This is a genomic window from Saccharolobus solfataricus, from assembly GCF_900079115.1.
Classification (GTDB): domain Archaea; phylum Thermoproteota; class Thermoprotei_A; order Sulfolobales; family Sulfolobaceae; genus Saccharolobus; species Saccharolobus solfataricus.
The window spans coordinates 442,075-465,041 of sequence record NZ_LT549890.1; the positions used below are offsets into that span (position 1 = coordinate 442,075).

Annotated in this window: 16 protein-coding genes, 1 tRNA gene and 12 pseudogenes; 13 read left to right on the forward strand and 16 right to left on the reverse strand. The window is 39.4% G+C overall.

Annotated elements, in window-relative coordinates:
* A complete protein-coding gene (locus tag SSOP1_RS02545; RefSeq protein ID WP_010923767.1) occupies positions 1 to 1,065 on the reverse strand; it encodes an ISNCY-like element ISC1217 family transposase in 1,065 nt (354 codons plus the stop codon).
* A 253-nt stretch (positions 1,066 to 1,318) separates the two neighbouring features.
* On the opposite strand from SSOP1_RS02545, the gene SSOP1_RS02550 reads away from it, so the two are divergent.
* The 3 genes from SSOP1_RS02550 to SSOP1_RS02560 all read left to right on the forward strand — a co-directional run bounded on the left by SSOP1_RS02550 (position 1,319) and on the right by SSOP1_RS02560 (position 4,061).
* Positions 1,319 to 2,305, forward strand: a complete 987-nt coding sequence (locus SSOP1_RS02550) for a tetratricopeptide repeat protein (RefSeq protein WP_009991402.1) — start codon at positions 1,319 to 1,321, stop codon at positions 2,303 to 2,305.
* A 31-nt stretch (positions 2,306 to 2,336) separates the two neighbouring features.
* Complete coding sequence (locus SSOP1_RS02555) at positions 2,337 to 2,669, forward strand: hypothetical protein (RefSeq protein WP_014511544.1); 333 nt, start codon at positions 2,337 to 2,339, stop codon at positions 2,667 to 2,669.
* Positions 2,670 to 3,161: 492 nt separating this feature from the next.
* On the forward strand, positions 3,162 to 4,061 hold the full coding sequence (locus tag SSOP1_RS02560) for an IS5-like element ISC1058 family transposase (RefSeq protein WP_063492719.1): 900 nt from the start codon (positions 3,162 to 3,164) through the stop codon (positions 4,059 to 4,061).
* Between the two features lie 333 nt (positions 4,062 to 4,394).
* Here the strand turns inward: SSOP1_RS02560 and SSOP1_RS16065 are convergent, their stop codons facing one another.
* On the reverse strand, positions 4,395 to 4,547 hold the full coding sequence (locus SSOP1_RS16065) for a GNAT family N-acetyltransferase (protein ID WP_009991404.1): 153 nt from the start codon (positions 4,545 to 4,547) through the stop codon (positions 4,395 to 4,397).
* A gap of 578 nt (positions 4,548 to 5,125) precedes the next feature.
* Positions 5,126 to 5,305, reverse strand: coding sequence for a hypothetical protein (locus SSOP1_RS17360; protein ID WP_173645075.1), 180 nt, complete (start codon positions 5,303 to 5,305; stop codon positions 5,126 to 5,128).
* 304 nt (positions 5,306 to 5,609) lie between these two features.
* On the opposite strand from SSOP1_RS17360, the pseudogene SSOP1_RS16785 reads away from it, so the two are divergent.
* Positions 5,610 to 5,852, forward strand: a pseudogene (locus SSOP1_RS16785) (IS1-like element ISC1174 family transposase); the annotation flags it as partial.
* On the opposite strand, the pseudogene SSOP1_RS02570 reads toward SSOP1_RS16785, so the two are convergent.
* A pseudogene (locus SSOP1_RS02570) lies at positions 5,847 to 6,910 on the reverse strand (ISNCY family transposase). The pseudogenes SSOP1_RS16785 and SSOP1_RS02570 overlap by 6 nt on opposite strands.
* Positions 6,911 to 6,980: 70 nt before the next feature.
* Here SSOP1_RS02570 and SSOP1_RS16070 point away from each other — a divergent pair.
* Positions 6,981 to 7,712, forward strand: a pseudogene (locus SSOP1_RS16070) (IS1 family transposase); the annotation flags it as partial.
* Between the two features lie 148 nt (positions 7,713 to 7,860).
* On the opposite strand, the pseudogene SSOP1_RS02580 reads toward SSOP1_RS16070, so the two are convergent.
* Positions 7,861 to 8,319 (reverse strand): annotated as a pseudogene (locus SSOP1_RS02580) (IS110 family transposase); the annotation flags it as partial.
* A 119-nt stretch (positions 8,320 to 8,438) separates the two neighbouring features.
* Between SSOP1_RS02580 and SSOP1_RS02585 the strand changes: the two are divergent.
* Positions 8,439 to 9,530, forward strand: coding sequence for an ISH3-like element ISC1359 family transposase (locus SSOP1_RS02585; protein WP_010923018.1), 1,092 nt, complete (start codon positions 8,439 to 8,441; stop codon positions 9,528 to 9,530).
* A gap of 149 nt (positions 9,531 to 9,679) precedes the next feature.
* Here the strand turns inward: SSOP1_RS02585 and SSOP1_RS16075 are convergent.
* From SSOP1_RS16075 to SSOP1_RS16080, 8 genes and pseudogenes are all read right to left on the reverse strand, one after another.
* Positions 9,680 to 10,292: pseudogene (locus SSOP1_RS16075) on the reverse strand (transposase); the annotation flags it as partial.
* A 178-nt stretch (positions 10,293 to 10,470) separates the two neighbouring features.
* Positions 10,471 to 11,184, reverse strand: coding sequence for a hypothetical protein (locus SSOP1_RS02600; RefSeq protein WP_197653733.1), 714 nt, complete (start codon positions 11,182 to 11,184; stop codon positions 10,471 to 10,473).
* A gap of 60 nt (positions 11,185 to 11,244) precedes the next feature.
* Positions 11,245 to 11,559: a hypothetical protein gene (locus SSOP1_RS02605; RefSeq protein WP_010923022.1), complete on the reverse strand. Its 315-nt coding sequence runs from the start codon at positions 11,557 to 11,559 to the stop codon at positions 11,245 to 11,247.
* A gap of 363 nt (positions 11,560 to 11,922) precedes the next feature.
* On the reverse strand, positions 11,923 to 12,237 hold the full coding sequence (locus SSOP1_RS02610; RefSeq protein WP_009988379.1) for a hypothetical protein: 315 nt from the start codon (positions 12,235 to 12,237) through the stop codon (positions 11,923 to 11,925).
* 80 nt (positions 12,238 to 12,317) lie between these two features.
* A complete protein-coding gene (locus SSOP1_RS02615) occupies positions 12,318 to 12,545 on the reverse strand; it encodes a hypothetical protein (RefSeq protein WP_014511549.1) in 228 nt (75 codons plus the stop codon).
* A 40-nt stretch (positions 12,546 to 12,585) separates the two neighbouring features.
* Positions 12,586 to 13,497 (reverse strand): hypothetical protein, encoded by a 912-nt coding sequence (locus SSOP1_RS02620; protein ID WP_010923023.1) that lies wholly within the window; start codon positions 13,495 to 13,497, stop codon positions 12,586 to 12,588.
* Positions 13,498 to 13,546: 49 nt separating this feature from the next.
* The gene (locus tag SSOP1_RS02625; RefSeq protein ID WP_009988374.1) at positions 13,547 to 13,906 is read right to left on the reverse strand and encodes a hypothetical protein; all 360 of its coding nucleotides are present in this window, start codon (positions 13,904 to 13,906) and stop codon (positions 13,547 to 13,549) included.
* A 10-nt stretch (positions 13,907 to 13,916) separates the two neighbouring features.
* Positions 13,917 to 14,240, reverse strand: a pseudogene (locus SSOP1_RS16080) (C2H2-type zinc finger protein); the annotation flags it as partial.
* 94 nt (positions 14,241 to 14,334) lie between these two features.
* Between SSOP1_RS16080 and SSOP1_RS02630 the strand changes: the two are divergent.
* Together SSOP1_RS02630 and SSOP1_RS16085 are read left to right on the forward strand one after the other, a co-directional pair.
* Complete coding sequence (locus SSOP1_RS02630; protein ID WP_048054176.1) at positions 14,335 to 15,294, forward strand: IS5-like element ISC1234 family transposase; 960 nt, start codon at positions 14,335 to 14,337, stop codon at positions 15,292 to 15,294.
* 337 nt (positions 15,295 to 15,631) lie between these two features.
* Positions 15,632 to 15,775, forward strand: a pseudogene (locus tag SSOP1_RS16085) (putative integrase); the annotation flags it as partial.
* Between the two features lie 33 nt (positions 15,776 to 15,808).
* Here the strand turns inward: SSOP1_RS16085 and SSOP1_RS02635 are convergent.
* Positions 15,809 to 15,898 (reverse strand) — tRNA-Glu (locus tag SSOP1_RS02635).
* Positions 15,899 to 16,546: 648 nt separating this feature from the next.
* On the opposite strand from SSOP1_RS02635, the pseudogene SSOP1_RS16790 reads away from it, so the two are divergent.
* The 4 pseudogenes from SSOP1_RS16790 to SSOP1_RS02665 form a co-directional block, all read left to right on the forward strand.
* Positions 16,547 to 16,642 (forward strand): annotated as a pseudogene (locus SSOP1_RS16790) (IS110 family transposase); the annotation flags it as partial.
* 253 nt (positions 16,643 to 16,895) lie between these two features.
* Positions 16,896 to 17,215: pseudogene (locus SSOP1_RS02645) on the forward strand (ISH3 family transposase); the annotation flags it as partial.
* 183 nt (positions 17,216 to 17,398) lie between these two features.
* Positions 17,399 to 18,036, forward strand: a pseudogene (locus SSOP1_RS02655) (transposase); the annotation flags it as partial.
* Positions 18,037 to 18,358: 322 nt separating this feature from the next.
* Positions 18,359 to 18,668: pseudogene (locus tag SSOP1_RS02665) on the forward strand (type II toxin-antitoxin system RelE family toxin).
* Positions 18,669 to 19,811: 1,143 nt separating this feature from the next.
* On the opposite strand, the gene SSOP1_RS02675 reads toward SSOP1_RS02665, so the two are convergent.
* Both SSOP1_RS02675 and SSOP1_RS02680 read right to left on the reverse strand, forming a co-directional pair.
* Positions 19,812 to 20,993 carry an MFS transporter gene (locus SSOP1_RS02675; RefSeq protein ID WP_009992822.1) on the reverse strand — a complete coding sequence of 394 codons (1,182 nt, stop codon included), beginning with the start codon at positions 20,991 to 20,993 and terminating at the stop codon, positions 19,812 to 19,814.
* 18 nt (positions 20,994 to 21,011) lie between these two features.
* Positions 21,012 to 22,097 carry a radical SAM/SPASM domain-containing protein gene (locus SSOP1_RS02680; RefSeq protein WP_009992824.1) on the reverse strand — a complete coding sequence of 362 codons (1,086 nt, stop codon included), beginning with the start codon at positions 22,095 to 22,097 and terminating at the stop codon, positions 21,012 to 21,014.
* A 421-nt stretch (positions 22,098 to 22,518) separates the two neighbouring features.
* Between SSOP1_RS02680 and SSOP1_RS16100 the strand changes: the two are divergent.
* Positions 22,519 to 22,963: pseudogene (locus SSOP1_RS16100) on the forward strand (winged helix-turn-helix domain-containing protein); the annotation flags it as partial.
* Positions 22,964 to 22,967: the final 4 nt, after the last annotated feature.

Consider the following 22,967-nt stretch of genomic DNA (forward strand, 5'->3'; position numbering starts at 1 on the left):
TTACGGTTTTCTCCTCCTCTTGAACAGTTTTTTGATCCCACCCGCCTCACGGTAAATACTTTTTATCAATCTGGCCAACCTTTTGGCCCCGAGCATCAGACCCGTGGAGTACTTGAAGTATTGAACAACGAGGAGGGAGAGAGCCTTCAAGGCCACGAAGCCTGAGTTCCTAACCCAGGTCAAGAAGGACCCACCCTCGAGTCCCAAGGCCTTGAGCTCCCTGATCAAGACCTCTATGTCCCAACGGTTCTCCCAGGTCGTTATGATATCTTCAGCCGTGTCGTTAAGGTCGGTGGAGAAGAAATACCTCCTCCCGTAACCCTTATAGTCATCTATAACAAGTAACTTTATGGGAGTCCCCAAGTACTCTACCAGGTACTCCCCTTGGGGGAACTCGCTAACGGGCACGGATCTGCCACCCTCGACGACTCGCGCGCTGGACTTGAGTTCCCCCACAGTATTCCCTTGGAGAGTCCTCGAGTTCACGTACCATGAGTCGAAGACCCTAGCTTTTACATTCAAACCTGAGAGGGAGGAGAGAAACTCCAAGAGGGCATCTATCTTGGTCTTGAACTTCACCTCCTCACCCCTACGCTTGAGCTCCTCTTCCACCTTTCGGGGTATGTAGGCAATTATGTGGATCACGTAGATCTGGTTGTTCACCAGATCCTTGACGCCAATCACAAGGAGTTGGATCGCGGGTTCGAACCTCTTGTGCGCCCTACAGTAGAAGATCTGCGCCCCGTTTCTGGAGACCGGCATGGCCCTAGCGTAGAGCTTGTGGTCGTGGGTGTCGTCCACTATGAGAAGGACAGGATGATCCCCGACTAACTTCTTCACGACCTCGATTAGTTTGGCTTGAGCTGCCTTGTCCAAGTTATTCAGTACGGTCTCGTAGTCCATCTCGGCCTCTTGAGCTATCTCGGTAGCATTTCTTCCCACAACCGCCCCCAAGAGTAGCCTCTTGGCAACGTCCTTCCTCGTTCCAGTCATGGATAGTATGACCTCGTTAACTGCCTTTTCCAATGCCTTATAGTACTCCTCCCTCGTCAATTCTTTGGTCATACCAAAATTAAAGGTTCTAATTTTAAAAAGTTTTTATGGGCCTCTTGAACTGCCAGGATTTTCCGATAAATGCTAAACTGGCATAAAAATGTATTAGTAAAAGAAGGTTTAAATATTTTATCAAACTCTAAGAAAAGACAATACTTGAAACTATTAAGGACTATTAAATATATAGAGCGTTAATTATACAGTTAAGTGAAAAACAGTAAGATTTCCATAATAGTTTTATGGCCCCATTTCCTAATTTTATAAAATGGAAAGAATAGTGGAACTTGAAGAACAAATAAAAAAGGAGAGGAACAAAGAGAAGAGAAATACCCTATATATTTCGCTTATCCAAGAATATCACAATTTATATAAGAAATATAAGAATACTGAGTTCTTGGATCGAGCACTATCCATTGCAAACAAAATTGAAAAGAAAAACCCTACTGTCCTAAATATTTTGGGGCTAATATACCTAGAAAAGAGAAGGCCAGATATAGCAATTTTAACCTTTAAAGAACTACTTAGCAATTACAATCTAAATAATGAAGACAAAAATGTAATCTTATACAATTTATCTTTAGCTTATTTTCAAAAAGGGGAGCTATTAAATGCGTATAACACATTAAAGGGATTAGTATTAAACTCGAGAGGAGAGATAAATGTTCTAAGTAAGAAATTATTAGTGAAAGTTTGTCTAGCACTAGGAGAAATCAGATATATAGAAGAGGCGAGAGAATTATTGGAGGAATTTAATATTCCCTCTGAGGAGCTTGCAATAGCATATGCAGCACTGGCTAAATACTATAATGACAATAAACTATTAAAAAAGGCTAAAGATATCGCCATAGTTTTAGGAAATGAAAAAATTCTAGCTGATATACTTTCAATATCAGACGACGAGGAAGATTTAAGGAAAGCAATACAGATTTATGAAAAACTTGGAGATCATAATAGTGAATTGAAACCATTATATAAGCTATCGAATAAAGATCCATCCTTATTTGCGCAGATATTGGAAAAAATAGGAAATCTTGAGGATAGTAAGGACAAGCTTGTCATCCTTTATGACATCTATAGGAGGACGAAAATTCTACAATTCCTTAAAGAAGCAATAAAAACCGCTGAAAAACTTCAAGATTATCTTTTCCTAGCTAGGGCATATTCAGAGTTAGCCAATTATGAAGAAGAGGTAACTAATCTGAGAAAAGCCATTTCGTTCTACGAAAAGTACATTGAGAAAAGCCAAAAGTAAAAATATATTCACCCTCTCTTCTTATTATTTCATGATAAAACATGCTGAATACACCAGGCATGGAATCACAGAACCCCTAATGCTAATAATGCTCTATAAAAAAGTTGAAGATGGCAAAATAATATCTGCGTTTAGATTTTCCGTGTATAAAAACATGATAATAATTGTATATGAAGAAGATAAGCTATCTGGGGGAGAAGTTCTAGACTTCGATATATATAATATGACGAATTTGATAAATAAAATTAAAAAGTATTATGATGAATCAATTGACGATATAGTTATATTTGGGGAGAAACAATATGTAGACGAATTTCTAAACAAATTCCTAAGTGATGAGGAAGAAGAAACAGAGAAAAGATGAAGAGCCATTCATGCTCTGATTACAATGTTAACAAGGGTTTTCTATCCTATTTTAAAATCATTATTTTATCATCTAGCTGACTTAATAGTTAAAAATTCCCATGGGGACTAACGCTAGTATTTTGGAAAAGTTCTTAGACTATGATCTAGTGGTATATCCTTTGCCTAAAGCTATAAACTTTCTGAAAGCACTAGCGAAGTAATAACTTGTTAACGGTACTAAGTGAAAGAACTATCACGTTCCCCTTAATATACTTCCTAAAGACGCACTATTAAGCATAAACATATACACAACAATTTCTTCATCGAGTTATCTTTTTCAGATGAGATATTACAATTTGCTAAGGAAACTTGAATTTCCCAAGATACGTGAATATCCTCCAGGTTCTAGTGATAGATTAAGCTTATATTTAAATTTAAAATAATTTGGTGCTTTGTGGATTGCTTCAGAATTGTACAAAAAGTTTATAAATTATTCGTTTAAGTATTACCTATGGAAAAGAGTAAGTACAAGAGGGACTGGAGCAAGTACGACGAGAACGTCATTACTAGATATAAGTTGATGTTCCCCTTCTACGTATTCGAACATTGGTGGGACTTATTAGCAGAGGAGAACAGGAACGCTAGGACAAAGTATAAAGCTCCGAAGGAGTTCAACGAATTCCTAGCATTCTTACACATCTTCCTACCTTACAGAGCAATAGAAGGAGTATTAAGAGCCTTAGAACAATTGAAGATCATCCCCACAAGCCTCGATTACTCAACAATATGGAAGAGAGTGAGGAACATGAAAATAACCTTCCCCGAGGCAAGTGACGAACTTGAAGTAATTGCAGACGCTACAGGCATTAGCACAAACACGGGAGGACAATACATTGTTGCCAAGTGGGGTAAGACTAGGGATTCAAAATTCCTCAAGATCGAGATAGTAATGGACAATAACGAATTCAACGTGATAAACGCTGAGGTCACTAGCAACGAGGTTGAAAGCGCTGTAAAAACAGTTAAGGATCTTCAAGATAAGGGAAAGAAGGTCAAGAAGTTTTATGGAGATAAGACATATGACGCCAATGAGGTTTACAAGACCGGAGTTGAGGTTGTAGTTCCTCCCAAGAAGAACGCTTCTACTAAAAGGGGCCATCTTGCTAGACGTAAGGCTGTGCGGGAGTTTAGGAAGTTGGGTTATGATCGTTGGAGGGAGGAGAAGGGTTATGGCGTTAGGTGGAGGGTCGAGTCCTTGTTCTCTGCGGTGAAGCGTACTTTTGGGGAATCGGTTAGGGCAACAAGTTTTGCTGGACAAGTAGTTGAGGCTAAGCTCAAGTTCTGGGCTTACGCGTGGATGGTTCACTTGGCGAATTCTGTAGTCGGTAGGGCTCCGGGCATTAGGGTGTAAGCTTGAGAGGAACGTTGAAATAAATATTAATTACTGAAAAATTAGTGTTATACAATATCGTTTTAATGAGACAAATTGAACAAATCAACAAAGTAATAATTTGGTATACAGAATACTCTACTAGGAAATAAGTTAGTATAATTCGTAATAATTTATTTTAAGAAATCAATAAAAACAATTAAAAATCAACATGTTACGATAAGTGCGTTATATTTTTAAGCCAAATTCTTTCAAATATTTTCCAACCGGCGTCTTAGCTACTTTAGTTTTGCCCAAATAAAATATTAAGTTGACGAAGATTTTCCTTAACTGAATACATGAATTCGTCAATTTTTAAAGCCCTTCAAAACCTAAATTCTCTAATAGTTTTTGAGATTTAACATTTCTTTCATCTACCCATACAGTAAGTATTCTCGTATCTGCAACTCTTAACGAGTGACTAAGCACAGCATATACTAATCCCTTATCTCTAAAATCCTTATTCACAGTATAAACTATTTAGCCAACACGAGGTTATCTCTAATCCGAAATATCTATCTTTACTTAACTGAATAGATCCTACTAAAACATTATAATCATAAGCTAAAATCATTATCGTCTGTCTTCTCCAACTTTACACCATTCAACTGTTTGATTCCTATTAATTTCGCTATACCTTACTAAGGTATAATTATCTGCGTCTTTAGATAATAGTATAGAAATCTAAGAGTTGAAGAAGAGAGTTGAGGAGCTGGAAAAGAAAGTTAAATAGAATTTTTTGTTGATAAACTGGGGAGTTAACACTATCTTCCTATCCAAATATTATTCCTATAGGGATACTAATTTGGTACAAATAAAAACGGAAAGATTTTTAAACCCCAAAATCAAGAACTAAATCGGGGAGCGGGGAAATGATGAGTGGGGTCAGAACTGAACCCTGATGAATTACCCTGCAACTGACCCCGCTCCCTACTCTTATTTTGATTCAGAAGGAATAAAGTTAACTTATAGCGACCTTACCTCGATTTTCCTCTTTAGTTAAATAGAATTTTTCTTAGTTAACCGGGGAGTTAACTCAATTAGAATTAGCTTATCATCCTCTCAATGGCTTTCCTTATCTTATCTTTCGTAGCAGAGAGCTCTGCTATGACCTCGTCATCTTCAAGTTCCTCTAATACGAAGCTAAGTACTTCGTCTAATTGAAAGTAGACTCTGATTAACTTGGTCAGCTCTTCTATCTCTTGTGTTTCAGCCGTTATCAGCAGTTTCCGATAAACCGTAAAGTTTATATAGGTCAATATGAAAAAATCACATAATATAATCTGATGATGCACCACCAAATGTGGGTCTATATCCCGAAAGGCTGGTGCTGAGATACAAGATGTGCGGGTTGGGAGTGTTCTCATGCAGTCATCTTATTCGATAAGTACCTGTAAAAATATTAAGGTGATGGAGAAATCTCTTCAAGGATTTTTGTAGTCGTTACAACGAGTGGACCTGAAGACTTGAGGACGTGTGGGATTGAAAAGACTTATGTGCGAGGACCTCGAGGTTCTTTAGGTAGGCATCATGAACCTCGTAGCCCTCGCACAACTTATACTATTCGTCCTAAGAAATTTAAACCTTAAGCCCCGAAAGCACAAGCCAGAGGAAATCGCATTAGCCATTGCAGCTTACGTGATGGGAGTACAGATCACGAAGCTCAATATACCGCCCTCCACGTTGTATTACTACACCAAGAAGCTCGGGGTAAAGAGGAGGAAGGACGCGAGACCGAGATGTCCTTCCTGCAACTCGGATAGCACTTTACGGTTTTCTCCTCCTCTTGAACAGTTTTTTGATCCCACCCGCCTCACGGTAAATACTTTTTATCAATCTGGCCAACCTTTTGGCCCCGAGTACCAGACCCGTGGAGTACTTGAAGTATTGGACAACGAGGAGAGAGAGCCTTCAAGGCCACGAAGCCTGAGTTCCTAACCCAAGTCAAGAAGGACCCACCCTCGAGTCCCAAGGCCTTGAGCTCCCTGATCAAGACCTCGATGTCCCAACGGTTCTCCCAGGTCGTTATGATATCTTCAGCCGTGTCGTTAAGGTCGGTGGAGAAGAAATACCTCCTCCCGTAACCCTTATAGTCATCTATAACAAGTAACTTTATGGGAGTCCCCAAGTACTCCACCAGGTACTCCCCTTGGGGGGAACTCGCTAACGGGTACGGATCTACCACCCTCGACGACTCGCGCGCTGGACTTGAGTTCCCCCACAGTATTCCCTTGGAGAGTCCTCGAGTTCACGTACCACGAGTCGAAGACCTTGGATTTCACATTCAAACCTGAGAGGGAGGAGAGAAACTCCAAGAGGGCATCTATCTTGGTCCTGAACTTCACCTCCTCACCCCTACGCTTGAGCTCCTCTTCCACCTTTCGGGGTATGTAGGCAATTATGTGGATCACGTAGATCTGGTTGTTCACCAGATCCTTGATGCCAATCACAAGGAGTTGGATCGCGGGTTCGAACCTCTTGTGCGCCCTACAGTAGAAGATCTGCGCCCCGTTTCTGGAGACCGGCATGGCCCTAGCGTAGAGCTTGTGGTCGTGGATGTCGTCCACTATGAGAAGGACAGGATGATCCCCGACTAACTTCTTCACGACCTCGATTAGTTTGGCTTGAGCTGCTTTGTCTAAGTTATTCAACACGGTCTCGTAGTCCATCTCGGCCTCCTGAGCTATCTCGGTAGCATTTCTTCCCACAACCGCCCCCAGGACGAGCCTCTTTGCAACGTCCTTCCTCGTTCCAGTCATGGATAGTATGACCTCGTTAACTGCCTTTTCCAATGCCTTATAGTACTCCTCCCTCGTCAATTCTTTGGTCATACCAAAATTAAAGGCTCTAATTTTAAAAAGTTTTTATGGGCCTCTTGAACTGCCAGGATTTTCCGATAAATGCTACTCGGATCGCGTGATCAAGAACGGTTCGTCCAGAGGAAAGAGCAAGTACAAGTGCAAGGTCTGCGGGAGGACCTTTTACAGAACTGCGAGTCACAGGATGAGCAGGGAGCAGAGGGAGAGAATCTTGAGGGAGTACACCAACAGGATGAGCTTGAGGGGAATATCCAAGGTTGAGGGAAGGCCCTTGACCACGGTCTACAGCTCGGTGAAGAGGGCAGCCTTGAAGGCTTACGTTGACTTGTCGATCTTGCAAGCCCAATTGAAGGCCTTCAGGTCGAAGTTCGCGGTCCTAGACGAGAGCTGGACTTACGTCCGCGTGAGACGCGGTCCCAGACGACAGAACCTCTGGATCTGGAACGCTTTGATCGACGGAGTCCCCTTCTTTGTCACCGGTGACAGGGACTACAACACCTTCCGTCTTCTTTGGCTGTCACTCCCCAAGTGCGAGGTCCACTACACCGACGACTACCCAATCTATCAAGTCTTGTATCACCACGTTGTGGGCAAGAAGTACACCCACACCGTGGAGAGCTACAACTCATTCTGTAGGTCGCACTTAGTTCGGCTAGCTAGGGACACGAAGGCCGTAAACAGGAGCAGGGCGATGATTGACTACAGCCTGGACTTGTTGAACGTCATGTACCCGCAAGCTTTCACAGACGAGAAAACTCCCTTGAACTTAGCCTATTTGAGCGGAGTACAGTATATTAGAGATCATCTAATATAATTTTACTAATACTTATCGAATAAGATGACTGCATGAGAACACTCCCGTGCGGGCGTTCAGTAATAAATCTTTCGGTCGAATTTTGAGCATAGTATCAGCTACTATTGCCACGCGGACTCTTTCAATCCGCGTGGCGATTAGGGGAGGGTCACTTCACCTCATAAGGCTTATTATTATACCAAACACTCCATCTATACTTGGGCAACTTCCTAGCTAAGGCAGTGTACAGTTTCCTACCCTTCAGTTTGTCCTTGTGAGCTTCGTAGAACTTAAGGAGAGTTGGGTTACGAGAGTATTGAGTCTCGGCGAGGAAATAAAACAAGCTACGCAAATACTTGTTACCCCTCTTGGAGATACCCTTTCTAACCTCAATCCTACCACTCCTCTCAACCACCGGGTCTAAACCGCAATAAGCAACGAAGGATTCAGGTCTTGGGAAGCGCCTAATATCACCCACAATCCCAATTATAATCCCAGCTGCCAGTTTCCCTATTCCGGGAATCGTGAGTAACACGTGGTCTTGAGGCACATTACCCTCTATCATTTTCCTCACCTCCTTCAACTCTTCTCGTGTTTGAAGTAGTATCCTAGCTAGGACTTGAATCTCACGTCAGTATGGGAATCTCATTTTTTGCGTAAAAAACGAGATGAATGGAATACAGAAAAAGTTGAGAGGATGAGAATTTCTGGAGAAAAGTTTGTATATACGAGGGCGAACCTGAATATATGAAACATGAGAATACAACTAAACCGGCGAAGTTCAACCGGGACTTCGCCAGGTCCGCCCTCAAGATAATTTACTCGGTCCTCACTAAAATACTTTTCCCTGAGGAACTCCTCAGTGCCTTGCTTAAGGCGAGTGGGAGCTACTTGAGCAGGTTGGGGAAAGATGGGAGAAGAGCGTTGAGAAAGTTGAACGCGGTTCAAGTTGAGGACGTGAGGGATGCGTTGAGGAAGATGGGAAGGATGACGTTAAGGGGAGTCAGGGACAGGAGGGTAGCAGTGGACTTCCATGCCATACCTCAATATCACGCTGACAAGAGTTTCTTGAGTAGGATAAAGCCAACTAAGGGGACGTCGTGGGGACTGGTTCAAGCTGCGATCTTCCTCCTGGGGAGGACGAGGAGCTTCTTGGACGTGATCCCAGTGACCGTGAAGAACGTAGCTGAAGGTTTCAAGGCGGTGATGGAGGTAATCGTGAAGGAGTTGGAGGAGGACAAGCTGAGGCTCGTCATGGTCTTCGCGGACAGGGAGTTCGCGGTGAACGAAGTGATTAGGTTCCTCTTGGAGTTGGGCTTGGACTTCGTCATATCTGCCAAGGCCCAGATGTACAAGAAGTACAAGGGGATGTTGCAAGATGTGGATGTGAGTTTTGGCGGAGTTAGATATACTGGATTTCTCTGCGTGAGACATGGGAGTGGAGCTTATCTCATTATTCTGAGGAAGGAAGACGGCAAGATTATTGCCTTCCTCGTGAGGAAGGAGATGGATCTTTATGATGCCATAGTCCTTGCCGAGATGTATAGGGAGAGGTGGGGGATAGAGAACGCCTTCCGCTCTCTTGAGGAGTTCAGGATCAGGACTAGGACTTGTGACGTGAGGAAGGAATTGGTTCTCGTTCTGCTTTCCTATCTTCTCTTGAATGTCTGGTTCTTGATCCGCTCTTGGAGGAAGGTAAAGTTGTGGGAGTTCTCGGTCTCCCTCTCGAATCTCCTCGATCGGGAGGTAAGAGTGGAACAAGAACGCGCGTTCCGTGAAGTGAAGACGTCATTCCCCCAGACTCCAGCTAACCCTATGCACCTCCTTCCAGCTACGTGAAATTAATTCTATATATTTATATTCTGCTATTGAAAACTGACTTATTAACTGTCATTTTCATAAAATATATGCAGTTATATTTGAATAAAACTGGTGCGGTTCAATCTTACATATATTATCATTTATATCAGAAAAATGAGATTCCCATACTGACGTAGTACTGTACCAGTGTATTCCAGTTGATACAGTTTTACGTCAGAGAAGTCTCCCTTAGAGAACTTCTCCAATCTCTCCTCGCTCAACTTCTCCTCGTCGCTCACGAGGAAGAGAGCTCTCCTTAACCTGTTCTCTTGTTTTGTTTGGGCATCCTTCATGAAGAGGTAGAGTGATACTAACTCTTTCAAGGGGTTGTTAACGTATTCTCTAGCATTATTTACCATGTTTTCAAGTTTTTCTGCGTCGTAAAAATCTTTTTCCCCTTACATCCTTTTCTTTCCATAACAAGGTAGTACTGACTAGTAGGACTTTCACTCCTCTTTCTTTGAAGTATTGGCAAGGTCTTGTTGAGTATACTCTTGTGGGTTCTATCACGATGATGTTTGGCTTCATGGTTAGTATTTCTTCGTAGCCCTTCTCGTTGTTTGTGAATTTCCTCACCCTCCCCTTACTTGTTACCAAGTGTTCTTTTGATACGTCTATTCCAATTACCCCTACCCTTGTGTCACACCTATATTCGTGAATATTTTCACAATGTTCAGTCTGACTGTAGGGGCTCGTCACGCCCTCGCCCGAAGACTTTGCTTCAGTTACGAGATCGACCATTTTTCCCCAGCTGAGGAGAATATTACTCTCCCCAGCTAATTAACCTATATATAGGTTACGAAATCTTTTTGTGGTAGTACTAGAATGAATCTCGTAAACCCTTTCACATAAGTTTTTCTAAAATAATGTCTTTGTTAAAATTTCTATATCTTAAACGTTAAATGGGCATTTTTCCATACTACTCCAATATTTTTACAAACGTTTTTCGAATTTCATGACTGTTTGAGAACACTCCCAACACATTTGTACCAACTACTTGGGAAGGAGTTAATGAAAAAGTTTTAACACTTCCATTATAATAATAAACATATAATTGGTTCGATGCCGGAAGATAATAAAACCCTAATCCTATTTGTTCCCCGATTGAAATAGATCCTACAGAGACGTTTAACTGTTTCACACCGTCAAAATAAACGAATAGATGATATGTATTCATACCGCCTTTCATCAAATATACCGTTATCCCAGAAGAAGGAACGGAAGGAGCGAAAGCGTTTGTGAATGTTGAAGGAATGTAAGTGCCATATCCTATTGCTAAAGAACCAAAAGCACCACTATTGCTTGATGATGCTAACAAGAAAGTAACATTTATTGCAATTTGACTTGCGCTTAGGGAAAAAGACACATTATTACTTATGTATTCTTGGTTTGGTAAGATTTGCAAATAATAAGTATTGTAAATGCTAACGTAACTTGGATTAAGCCATTGTGCAGAAGAAAGCGTTGAGCCATTATTCTTCGTTTGACTTTGCCCACTTTGTATCGTCATCGTCTTAGAGTAAGTGAAGAAAGGACCAGCAAAGCCTCCACCAGAATCAAATTGCGGGTGTGGTCCCGTAATGACTCCATTTGTTATTGGTATAATCCCTAATACTCCAAACACTAACAACAATAGAAGAAACCACTTCATTAAATAATAAAAAAGAGAATGGGTTTATTAATGGCCAGTTTATTAGAATTTACGTCTTAGAAGAAGGATTGATATTAAAAGTAGTACTATACCGACTGCTAATGTTTCAAGCCATAGGCTGGCATAATAAGGTGGCGGAGTATAATTGGTGTGTATAAAAGTGGTTGCTATAATAGGACCTTCGAATGGTACTCCTATTGGTGCTGTCAGCGTTGTAGTGTTTATTGACACCGTATACGTATACGGTGATGGTATAGTTATTACTGTTTTTTCGGGGTGGTTTACTGAGTATAGGTAGAGCGATGTACCGAGAAGAACAAGGGCTATTACTAATGTAGTCAAAACTGATTTCTTCATCGAAGAAAAAAAGAAGGATTAACTTTAAAAAGTTATTCACCAGTAGTACATGACTCCTTGATCACCATAATCAAGTGTCGCGGCAGAATATGCATACGCAGATGGAGGTTGCATATTGAAACCGACACCGTTAGAGAGAGGTAGCCCCGCTATTGTACCTATAGTGCTATTTGATACTAATGCATTAACAAATACGTAGTTACTTGAAGGTATTATTGGAAATTGAAATGGAACAAAACGATTGAGAGGATCTTCAACTTCGAAGAAAACTTGCTTATCGGGTATCGGATTTTGCAGACTTATAGTTTGACCGAAGTAGACTTGACCAGTCTTAGCATTTGCAATTGTGACTTTAAAAAGGGCTTACTTCTTTAACAATCTTACTACTGAATAAATCAATCCAACAATACCACCGACTAGTGGTATTGGCCATAGTGTAGCATACCATGGTGGTGGGACTATATGTGGGGCTAGTTGTTTTAGCTGAGCTAGTTCTTGAGGTGTAACTATAATGGCTGGGTAGCCCCACCAATAAGCATTCGGCACGCCAGTCTCAGTTATTATCTGACCTTTTATCTCGGGGTATACTACAGTAGGCTTATCTATAGCAAATAGATAACCTCCTAATACTATTAATACGATCGAAACCATAGAAAGCAGAACAATAGATCTTTTCATATTTAAGAAAAAAGAAAATCACCTTATTTAAACTTTATCGTAAGAGAGAGCATAAAGCGGGGCACTGAAGAAAAATTAGCTTAAATAGACCCTCTTAACCACCTAACTACACTCCTCAGTGCACTCCTTAATCCCGGTGAAAAGTAAATAGTGAGAATTAAACTTGCAAATCCAGCAAATATAATTAGTTCTGGGAGTATCTGCACATACCATGGTGGGGGCGGTGATGAGCAAATACAAGGCCCCCCAGGATTACTAAAAGAAGTGTTTAACACAATTGGGGGTGAGTTGTTTAATACTAACGCCATATAACAAGAAAAGAAGAAGAAAAATAAAAAAATCTTTTCCTTATAGACCTGTCGTAGTTATTCCTAAATCAGGATAGATGAATTGGTATAGGTAATCCCATCCACCAAGACTATTAGCCCACCCATTGGCAATTACAGCTTCAGCTGTGTTGTAATATGATGCTTCATTAAGATTGAAGAGAACAGCATACATTGTAGTACCTGACGGTGCATTACCGGGGCCACTATAGTCATTCTTATTTGGGCCAACATAGCCGAACGTAAAATGTATCATCCCACCTTGCATAAGTGGCAACTCAAAGTGGTTGTTCCCATTTTCAGTTGGTTGAGGTGCTTCAACTATACTCATAGCTGACCCTGTCGTATTAAATGGTGTAGATATGTACACAGATGTAGACCAATAGCTTCCGTTTTTGTAAAATACGTAGAACTGAGCTAATTCCGTATAATTAAACAAATTGTCTAAGAATACGTCTAGATATGCTGGCACGCCAGCGGGTACTGGGGCTTCAACAAAATTAGGAAGTATTTGGCCGTTATTGAGAACCATAACAAAATACTCCGCTGTCACTACTCCGTTTGAATAAACATGTATAACATATCCGGCTTGGGCGAAGGTATTTGTTACTTCTGAAGTTGAAGCGTCAGTGCCAACTCCTATTTTGGCGGGGCTTAGACCAACCCATATAGAAACTGCATTAGGATTTGTGTAACCGGCATAGGCGAATGATAGATTTCCAACATATATACTCTCGCTAGCCCACTGTACTACTGCCCAATAGTTAGTAACCCCTGAACGCCATTCGTCAGCGTAAGCAACACCAGCCCAATTGTCACTATTGTAAGTAGTGAGTATTGTTGACGCACCCAACTGATTTGCAGTTACTGCTAATGCGTTTAGAGAAATTAATAATAGGAATAGTGGGGCCACTAATAGTAGGTGTCTTTTCATTGTTTTGGGGGAAAGTGATATAAGTTTAAAAAGGGCTTAGTTAGGGAAATTAGAAAGGCGGTATGTGTTGAGAGATGAGAACGGATGTACTACCTAAGTCTACGAGGAATGATACTGCGATAAACGGTAGCAATGAAAGCCATTTGTACTTACTTACCTTCAATAGGTCGAAGAGCTTTGTATACCAGTAAACTCCAGTGAAAAGCAGAAGTTTGAGTGATATTAACATTAATACTGCTAAAACAAACGAGATAGAGCCTTCATAATAAGCATAAAGCGATATAATGAGGTTCGTTTCCCATACTGCACCATCTGTTATAGTTCCCGGTATCGCATATATAGCGGATATTACAACATCATAAACGTTTAGTAGGATGAAGAGAACCCATACTATTTTAAGGATTCTCATCGTCTTTCACCTATTTCACGCAGATATTATGTTTTTTGCAAATATGATCTAACGTTGCATCAGTAGTTGTGAATCTCTTTTTGCAAATTTGGCACTCCTTTCCATGCTCTTCATATCTGATATGTTGTTTTAGCGCTGAACTACTGCTAAAAGGCGTTAAGCAGATAGGACAAACAAATGGCGAAACTGCTTTTGCAGTCAAGAGCTTATAGAGATACCCACTTTCATCTAATAAGTCCGGCCTATAGATTAATGTCTTGACTATTGCTCTAATTAGTCTCTTTTGTTCTGGAGTGAGAGAATGGTAACGTATTAATTCCTCTAAAGTAACGTGAGAGTGTCCGGAATGTAAAAAATTGAATTTTTATTGACAAGAATAAATTGGTTTTTAGCATTATCTTGGATTAAATTGGAGTAACACTTAAGTTATAGGAGGAGAGGGTAGTACCATGACTCGGACGTTAAGAAACGTCCCAAACTTGATGTACTACCCTCTTCCCCCAATAGAGGATATGCCGTGGAGGGAAAAATGGTTAACGGAGATCAAGCCCGTGCTGGACACCATGGATTTGGAGAGGGTTCTTGGCGAGGGCGCGCTGGTTTACCTGAAGTTGTTAGTCGTCATGGTGCTCTACTCTTGCTCCTATAGGGACGCGGTGAAAATGGTCAACGTGAACGTGGTCGTGGCCTGGTTCGTGGGGAGGAAGGTGGGGAAGAGCACGCTGCACGACTTCGTGGGCAGGTTGTACGGGGTGAGGAAGAAGTTGTTGGAGATTTCCTTCAAGCTTGAGGAGAAGTGCCTACCCAGTTACCTCCCTGCGAGCGCGCATCTCGTGGACTTCATGGCGTGGCTAGTGGACTCCTTCCTACTGGACTTACCTCCTGGGAAGAGGAGTGTGGAGACCTTTCGGGAGAAGGCGGAGCTGGAGAGGAGGGAAGGTAACTTGGAGAGGGCCAGGAAGCTGCTCTCCCTGGGGAGAACCAAGAGGAGGTTCGAGGGAAGGTGGACCAAGAAGAGAGGGGTCTCGCACTACGGGCTCAAGGCAGTGGCCGTGATCTCCGTCTCCCTCTTCGTGAGGTCCATCACGGTGAAGCCAGCCAACTTCTCGGACAAGAGGTTCAAGTCACCGCTCAAGGGGATTAAGATCGCGGACAGGGGATTCTCTCCCTCCCCGACACAGCTCATAGCGCGGGAGAAGCCCTTCACTACCCTGAGGGTCCACGTGGAGTTCTTCGGCACCTACCTGAACGCGTTCTGGAGGCCCTACGGGACCACGACCTGGAGGAACGACGTCTTCCTTCACGTCCTGGGAGTGATCTACAACATCAAGATGTTCCTCGCGATCCAACGGAGGACTCCTCCAGGACGTAGAGCCGTTCAGCTCTGAGACGCGCCTCCTCGCGATCAAGCAACGCTATGCGCGATAGGTAAATCATCTCGTCTTGATATTTTTCCATTATAAAGTTTTTCTCGGTGATCCAGGTCCTACCCTTCTGGCAATATTAATATTTATCATTCTGTTTATCTATTCGTTCAGATAATTACATTCCGGACACTCTCACGTCACCTACAATTCCCCCGCTAAATTCGATTTTATTCAGCTATAGCTGAGATTTAATTCAGTTTTTTGCACAATTGAGGAATTTTTGCCGTCTACTTTCAACCCCATGTCTGATATTCTATTAGAATAAGTATTTAAACCCCACGTAAATTACATTCTTAGAATGCCTTCCTTTTACGTTAATTCTAATTTCTATATAAAAGAGATTAAGGGGAAGTATTATGTTTACTTAATAGAGAAGGATAATGGAAATAAGAGAAGGCATAATTACGTAGGTCCTTTAGATAAGATCATAGAATCTTATATTGGGGGTGTGGGGGTGTCCCCCATAATCCCAAAGTGCCGCGGCCGGGATTTGAACCCGGGTCACGGGCTCGAAAGGCCCGCATTCTTTCGGTGCCTGCGCTTGACCGGGCTAAACCACCGCGGCAAGTCCTCATAAAATAAGTAAAGAGTGAAATTTAAAGTTTTTTGGACATATGGTTTGAATTTATCTCATATTATCGCTGACATTTGTACTTCAGATAATCGAATGTTTAAAACGTTAAATTAAAGCTATTTATTTAACACATTTGTAGAGTAGTTCAATTTTCTTAGATCTTAAGCTCGTTAAGTTTTCTTAAATTCAAACTCAAGCGTTAATTTAAAAGTAAGTTTCACGGTGACTTTGATAAAAATTGAATTTACCCACAAAGCACATTTATCCATCTATTTCTTCTCTGTTAGTAGTTTTAGGAAATTCCCTTATCATAAAAAGTCAAAATATTTATCCATGTATTTATAAATATCTTTCATTGTACTTCTTAATATTATAGCTTATCAATAAGCATTTCTCATCTAACTAGGAAAGATTCATTATATATTTTTAACGTAACGTAAAAGTGTAACGATTTTCCTATAAATGCTACTCTGTGTTTCACTGACTCCTTATATAAAGCATATTAGTCAGATCTGCGTATTACAGATCTGACTGGGGTTGAGGCCGTTGACTCCCTTGGGCTTAGAGCTCGAGAGGGAGCTTGGCCTCCTCCAATTCGGACTGGAAGTTGGGCTTGAGCCCGAATAAGGGTGAGTATACATGGAGGCCCCAGTAGCCGGAATAGATGTATCAAAAGATAAATTAGTAGTGTACTTCCAAGGTAAATACTACGAATTTCAAAATAATAAGCAAGGTCAGTGGTGTTTCACCAATTTTACTCAAAATGATACAATTTTTATGGAAGAGAAAAATATCAGAGCAGAATTAGAAAAATCGGCTTATTTCAACACAAGAAGCAAAAATTTTCATATTTGTTGAAGAATCTAACAGAAAACGAGTTTATATATAAAAAGTAATACCATTTGCCTAGTATTATTAATGGGAGAGAGTAGGTGGAAGGACGAGATGAACAAGAAAAGGTTAAAGCGAGGGACTCCATAACTCCGTTATGCAAACCATGATATTACCCAAAACGGAGCTGAAGTCCCTTGCCATAAATTTAGCAACAATCAATATTAACCTTATCTCCCAAGATCTAGACTTGGAAATAGTGAAAGCAGCACCATCCTTGCTAACCGGAAACAGAGGAAAATACTACTTGAAGGTAGTAAGACAAGGCGAGAAAGTAATTAGTAAAGGTCAGAGAACCTTCAAGTTCTACCCAATCTACAGAGAAGTAAAGGGAGAGATCAACGTAGTGTAGATGAGACCGGATTAACCGTGGGAGAAAAGGAACAAGAGAAGATAAAAGGACTCATACCATATAACTGGAATAGTAGTTTAAGGATATTCCCTTACCATAAAATATTTGTTAGTGGGTTAACAATACATCTTTCATTTAACTTCTTAGCTATATTGCGTGTAGATAAAAATTTTTCATTTTACTATGAGAGATCTAGTATATATTTTTAACGTAACGTAAGAGTGCAAGGATTTTCCTATAAATGCTACTGGAAGAGAAAAGGAATAAAGATGAGATCCTTGGACTTCGTATATCCCTTAAGGTTACCCCTCCTAGTGGAGATAGCAGATTTGAGAAGCGACAGTCCATCACAGTTCCTACTTAGGAGCGTGAGGGAAGTAAGCCAATACATGGAAATAGATTACGTTGTAGCTGACGCCGGATTCTTGAACCTAGACGCCATCAAGGAAATGCCCGTGAAGACCATTGTGAGAGGAAAGTCAAACTTGAAGAGATCCAAGGAACTATCTAACGTTCCATTAGTTGAGAAGAGATACGAGGTTAAGGACAAGGTTTACGTTGCGTATAGGGTCTTGAAATTTGAAGGGCTTTATTATTACGATGTGGTTTACGTTAAGGGGAAGCCGAGGCACTTCATCTTCGTGACGAACTTCGAGGGAGATCCTTATGAACTGGCAGAGCTCTATAGGTTGAAGTGATTGAGGAGAGTTTTAAGGTTAGGAAGGCAAGGATAAGGTATGTTAGGAAGTTGAGTAATAAGATCTTCTTGTTCCTCTATTATACGGTTCTGGATTCTGCGTGGAATCTAGTGAACTACCTTCTCTTTAACTTCAAGTCCACGTGTAAGAAGGTTTTGTCCTTCGATTCATTCGTCAAGCTTCTCTAACTTTCTCGGTGTTCAGAGGAGACTATGCACGTCGTTTTCACCACGTGAGAAAAATTCAGAATTCTCCTCTTATTATTAGAATTGTACGCTATATTTTTTGCAAATTATTTTAACATGTTATGTTTCATAATAATTTTATTGTTTTTCTCTATATCAATCTCTTTTTGAAAGGACTAATATTATATCTTTCAAATGAAATAATTTGGTGGAACATCACTGCTCTAGATCAATCATTATTAAAATATAATATAACTATTATTTCTAACGAGATATTAAACGAAAAGAGATAGATTTTTAAATGTATTTTTCTTCTTATCTTATTGTGGTTTGTGAGAAGTGGGGGTTAAAGTTCGTGATGAGAAAAGTTAAGAACATAGAAGAGCTAGCTGACTACATTATAGACGAGTTTTCCAATTATTATGATTTTGAGATTAGTTAAGGAAAAGTTGGACTTGTTAATATCTAATCCGTTCAAGGTTGCCAGGGAAAAGTTGGGAAAGGATAGGTACGGAAACCTTACGCTCTCAATAGAAGTTACGGGAGATATAAGGATACTCTACAGTGTTGATCCAAAAAACTGCATCGTGTTTATTTGGGAGGTTGGGCCTCATAAGAGGGTTTACGGGCCTTAGCCTTTTCTTGAGCCTTTTTCATAACCAGTTTCCAGAACTCCTCCAAATCTTCTTTACTCTCAATAACTAAATAGCCCTCTCCATTCTCGTCCTTGTCTTCAATTCTCATAATTATATGTTTGTCATTAGGTATTAAAAAAGATATGATAATTAGTTTCATTGAATTTTGAAAAATTGTAAAAGAAAGTAGGATAAGCTAGTGCTTTCAGAAAGTTTATAGCTTTAGGCAAAGGATATATCACTAGATCATAGTCTAAGAACTTTTCCAAAATACTAGCGCTAGTCGTCATTTTTTGCAGTGAAAAAATTCAGTTAACTCCTCAGTTTACTGAGAAAAACTTTATATCCCTTCTCCTTATACTAGAAAAATTATTAAAAATATAGTTTACTTTACAGAAATTCCTTCCTTCTTTTAGTTTATAGAATTCTCAATATTAGCTGATAAGGTACAATAAATACAAGTAAGAAGTGAGATAACACAACATACATACATAATGCACTGATAAACATAAATTACTATATGTATTTGAATTGAATTAAATATTCCTATCACTAAGCAAATTTTTAAAACAAGTGTGTGCATTAATATCGCAGCTATAGTCGTGAAAACGCTCAAAATAATGAATGATACAAGAAGATCTTTCTTATTCATATTTTATCTAATTTCTTTAAAAACCCTCTACGATAAACTCTTCAGTTTACGCTAATCCTAATTCTTTTAGGAACCCGCTGCTTATACAATATAATCTAACTTTTCTACCCCAGTAGTCTCTGGTCCATTTCCTAGTTATTATATGCTACTTAGCTAACTTGGACAAATATACTAAAGCCGCCCCTTCATCAATTCTTACAGACTCTTCAATTTCCTTCAATGTGCAGCATCCTCTCCTAAATAACATGAATTTGTAAAGAAATCTTGAATCGCCCTAGGATAGGGCGATTCTGGTTTCCTTTGCGAATTGTGATTTGTAAATAATGTGTTTATAAAAATGTTAATACTGGTAATCGTGCGTCTCTGCTAGCTAGTCACCTTCGTTTAGTTAATTTCGTAGCAATATTCGAAATAAAGTGAATTCGCAAAAGAAGCGTGAATTGCCCCTAGGATAATATAAGGCGGAATTTATCTAAGTAAATTGGAAGAAATTATTTTAAAACTCCGATAAACTCTGCAAATTTTATAGTAAATATTGCTAATATCCCTAGGAAACCGGTGAAATAAAATGAGTATAACGGCGTTATTTGGAACAGCAAACCTACGATTGCATTATAAAATACTGAAAATATTCTCACAAAAGTACTAATTAGTGCAACTTGAGTCCCCCGGATTTCAGGCTTAGTAACGCTCTGTGCGACATTATAATCCACTATACTTTCCATAGCTACAATTACCGTCCAAGCGTAAAATAATAAGAATAAAATATAAACATTAGTAAAGAGTGGAACTAGGAAAAATATGACGGAGTTGGAGAAGATTAAGATTGATAAGTTCTTAAAATTACTACGTTTACTTAAAATAACCGAGAACAGTAACGGTAAGAAAGCCATTATTAATGCGTATGATGAATATAACACACCTACAAATGTTAAGGGTAGTAGTAAGTCTTTTACGAAATAGATTGTTACGTAATATGTCTCTAGGCTTAAACCGGAAGAAAGAATTGAAACTAACAAATAGAGTAACAATTTCTTGTCTTCTTTAAGGTATTTAAAGCCTAATCTTAGAGATCTTTTCACTTCAACCTTGTTCTCGTCTTTCGGTAATTCAAGAAACCTTATAATACCGCTGATTCCGAAAAGAACCGCTATTATTGTGAAAAGTAGCGTAGAGACCGAGTGTTGTAACAAGTAGCCCCCTAACATAATCCCTATAGCTGCTAAGATGCTGGTTATGAGGGAGAAAACCCCAAAGGCCTTCCCTGCATTCGTATAATTTAGCATAAATCTATGCGCTCCTAAGGAATTAACTATTCTTATCACAGATTCAAAAATTACAAGAGAAATTATAAAAAGTAAGGGATTAAGCGTTCCCATCAAGAGGAACAAAGGTACTGCCATTAGTGCTGATAGAGTGACTGCATTCTTACTACCTATTTTATCAACTATAGCACCTAATGGAATATTAAAAACTACGTAAAGGAAACTGATTATACTGTAAATTATACCAATTGTGAAGGTAGTAATGTCGAGGTTAGTCATAATTATAGGAAAATAGTATGTCAACAGTGAGTAAGCAAAGGTAGAAATCCCCAAAGATAATGAAAAATAGAGCAGTCTCTTATCTGCTACAATGTAATAGATCTCTTTTAGTGTTTGCTTCAGACCCATAACTAATAGACCTCTTCTTTAACTTTTTCCAATATAATCTTTAACTATTTGACATGAAGGGTCTGGAGCAAATAGGTCATTCTTAGTTATATATGCATTAAACCTAAAACCACCTCTACAAAGCTTCTTAACTTCACAACTCTTACAAGGCTCTCTAAGGAAAGATAGACTTCTTATTTTATTAAGCAAGAGATTGTTAAACCAAATTTCAACTAATGAGTCGTTTTTTATATTACCTAGCTTTGATAATGGGATAGATGTCGCCTCGGAACTAGGATAAATGTCACCGTTCGGAGCTATAACTAAACCTACTTCCCCCCAATTTGTAGGGATTGGTATCCTAGAATATAAAATGTCAGTATCCACATAATTTTGTATAAAATTCTCCCCATAAATTTCTATGAGTCTCTTTAATTTTTCTTGAATTGTTCTTTCATCGTTAGGATCTGGTACTATGAACTTTTGGTTTATATAACCATGACCTACCTTTATAACACTATGAATTTCAATCCAATCTAAGTTTGATTTATATGCAAGTTCCGCAATTTCTTCTAAGAAGTCCAAATAATAACTAGTCAAGACTATATTGCCTCCAACTTCCTTTACTCCAAAATCTTTAAATTTCTTTGCGATATTAATCTTCTTAGCTACTTCGTTCTTGATATGCATTATTGGGGATTGTATATTAAAGACGTATTTATGTGAAGTAAGGTTAATTCTAATCTTTTCTAGACCACTTTCTAGCAATTTTGTAATTCTATCATCGGAAATAGGTTCTCCGCTACTTAATAACATGTGCCTTAGTTTTTGTCTTGTAACATATGACAAGATTTCCTCTAAATCGCTTCTTAACAACGGTTCTCCTCCAGTTATCACAACATCCATGATTCCCTCGTATTTTTCATCTAACCTTTTAATTTGATTAATTACTGATATCCACTCACTTAAGTTTAGCTCATTCATTTCTATTACAGATCTAGGTTTTGGAACTTTATCAGCTATATAAAATTTTAGATCTTTAGGTGGATTATGACAATAAATGCATTGCTGACTACATTTATAAGTTAATTCTAATTCAATAAAAAAAGGTTTACGATTTATCAACTATTTCACCCTCACTATCTTAGAATATATTACAAGATTACCAAGAAACCATGTAGTATGAAGGTGGATGTATTGTATAGTACATCATATATTTTCTTCGTTGCATTGCTATTTCGGTTTCAAACTTTTTTATAATATATTCTTTACTTACTTCTGTTTCCAATGTTTTCACCCGTATGATATAGATGTTTTGAACAGCTTTTTTTTTAAAACTCTCGATACTCATGAAAATTTTTTAATACAATGTAAGTCGGTAATAATCAAAACAAAATAGCATTTATAGGAAAATCCTTGCAGTTTAAGGAGACTTTGAAAACTTTTTAAAAAATAACCAAACAAAATATCGGATGAATATAAACTCATTATACTTTGTCAGACCTTAAAGGGCAAGATTTATGTTTCATGAGTAATACTAAATTGTATGCCGAAATCTAGAATGCACGGTATAACTCTCAATAAGAAACAAGAGGAAGAGAGGAGAATTAGCGTATAAAAGACGTGAAGAACGGTATGAGAATAAAGGACGTGATCAAGAAGTATGATGTCTCCTTCTTTACCGTGTGCAAACAGTTGAGGAAAGGTGACTTGAGCGCTAAGCCGAGGAAGGGACCCACGAAACTGAAGGAAGAGAAAAAGCTCGTTCAAATCTTAGAAAAGAGCCCAAGAGATTTCGGCTTGAACTACGACTTCTGGACCTTGAAGCTCATAGCCTATATACTTGAGAAGTAATATGGAATAAAATACAACCCGAGGAGTTTAACTCCAGTCCCCAAGAAGTTGGGCTTCAAGTATAAGAAAGGAAAAAGGACTTACGTGAGAGACGAGAAGACAGTAGAAGATGGGTGAAGGAACAAGGGGAGAAGCTTTTAT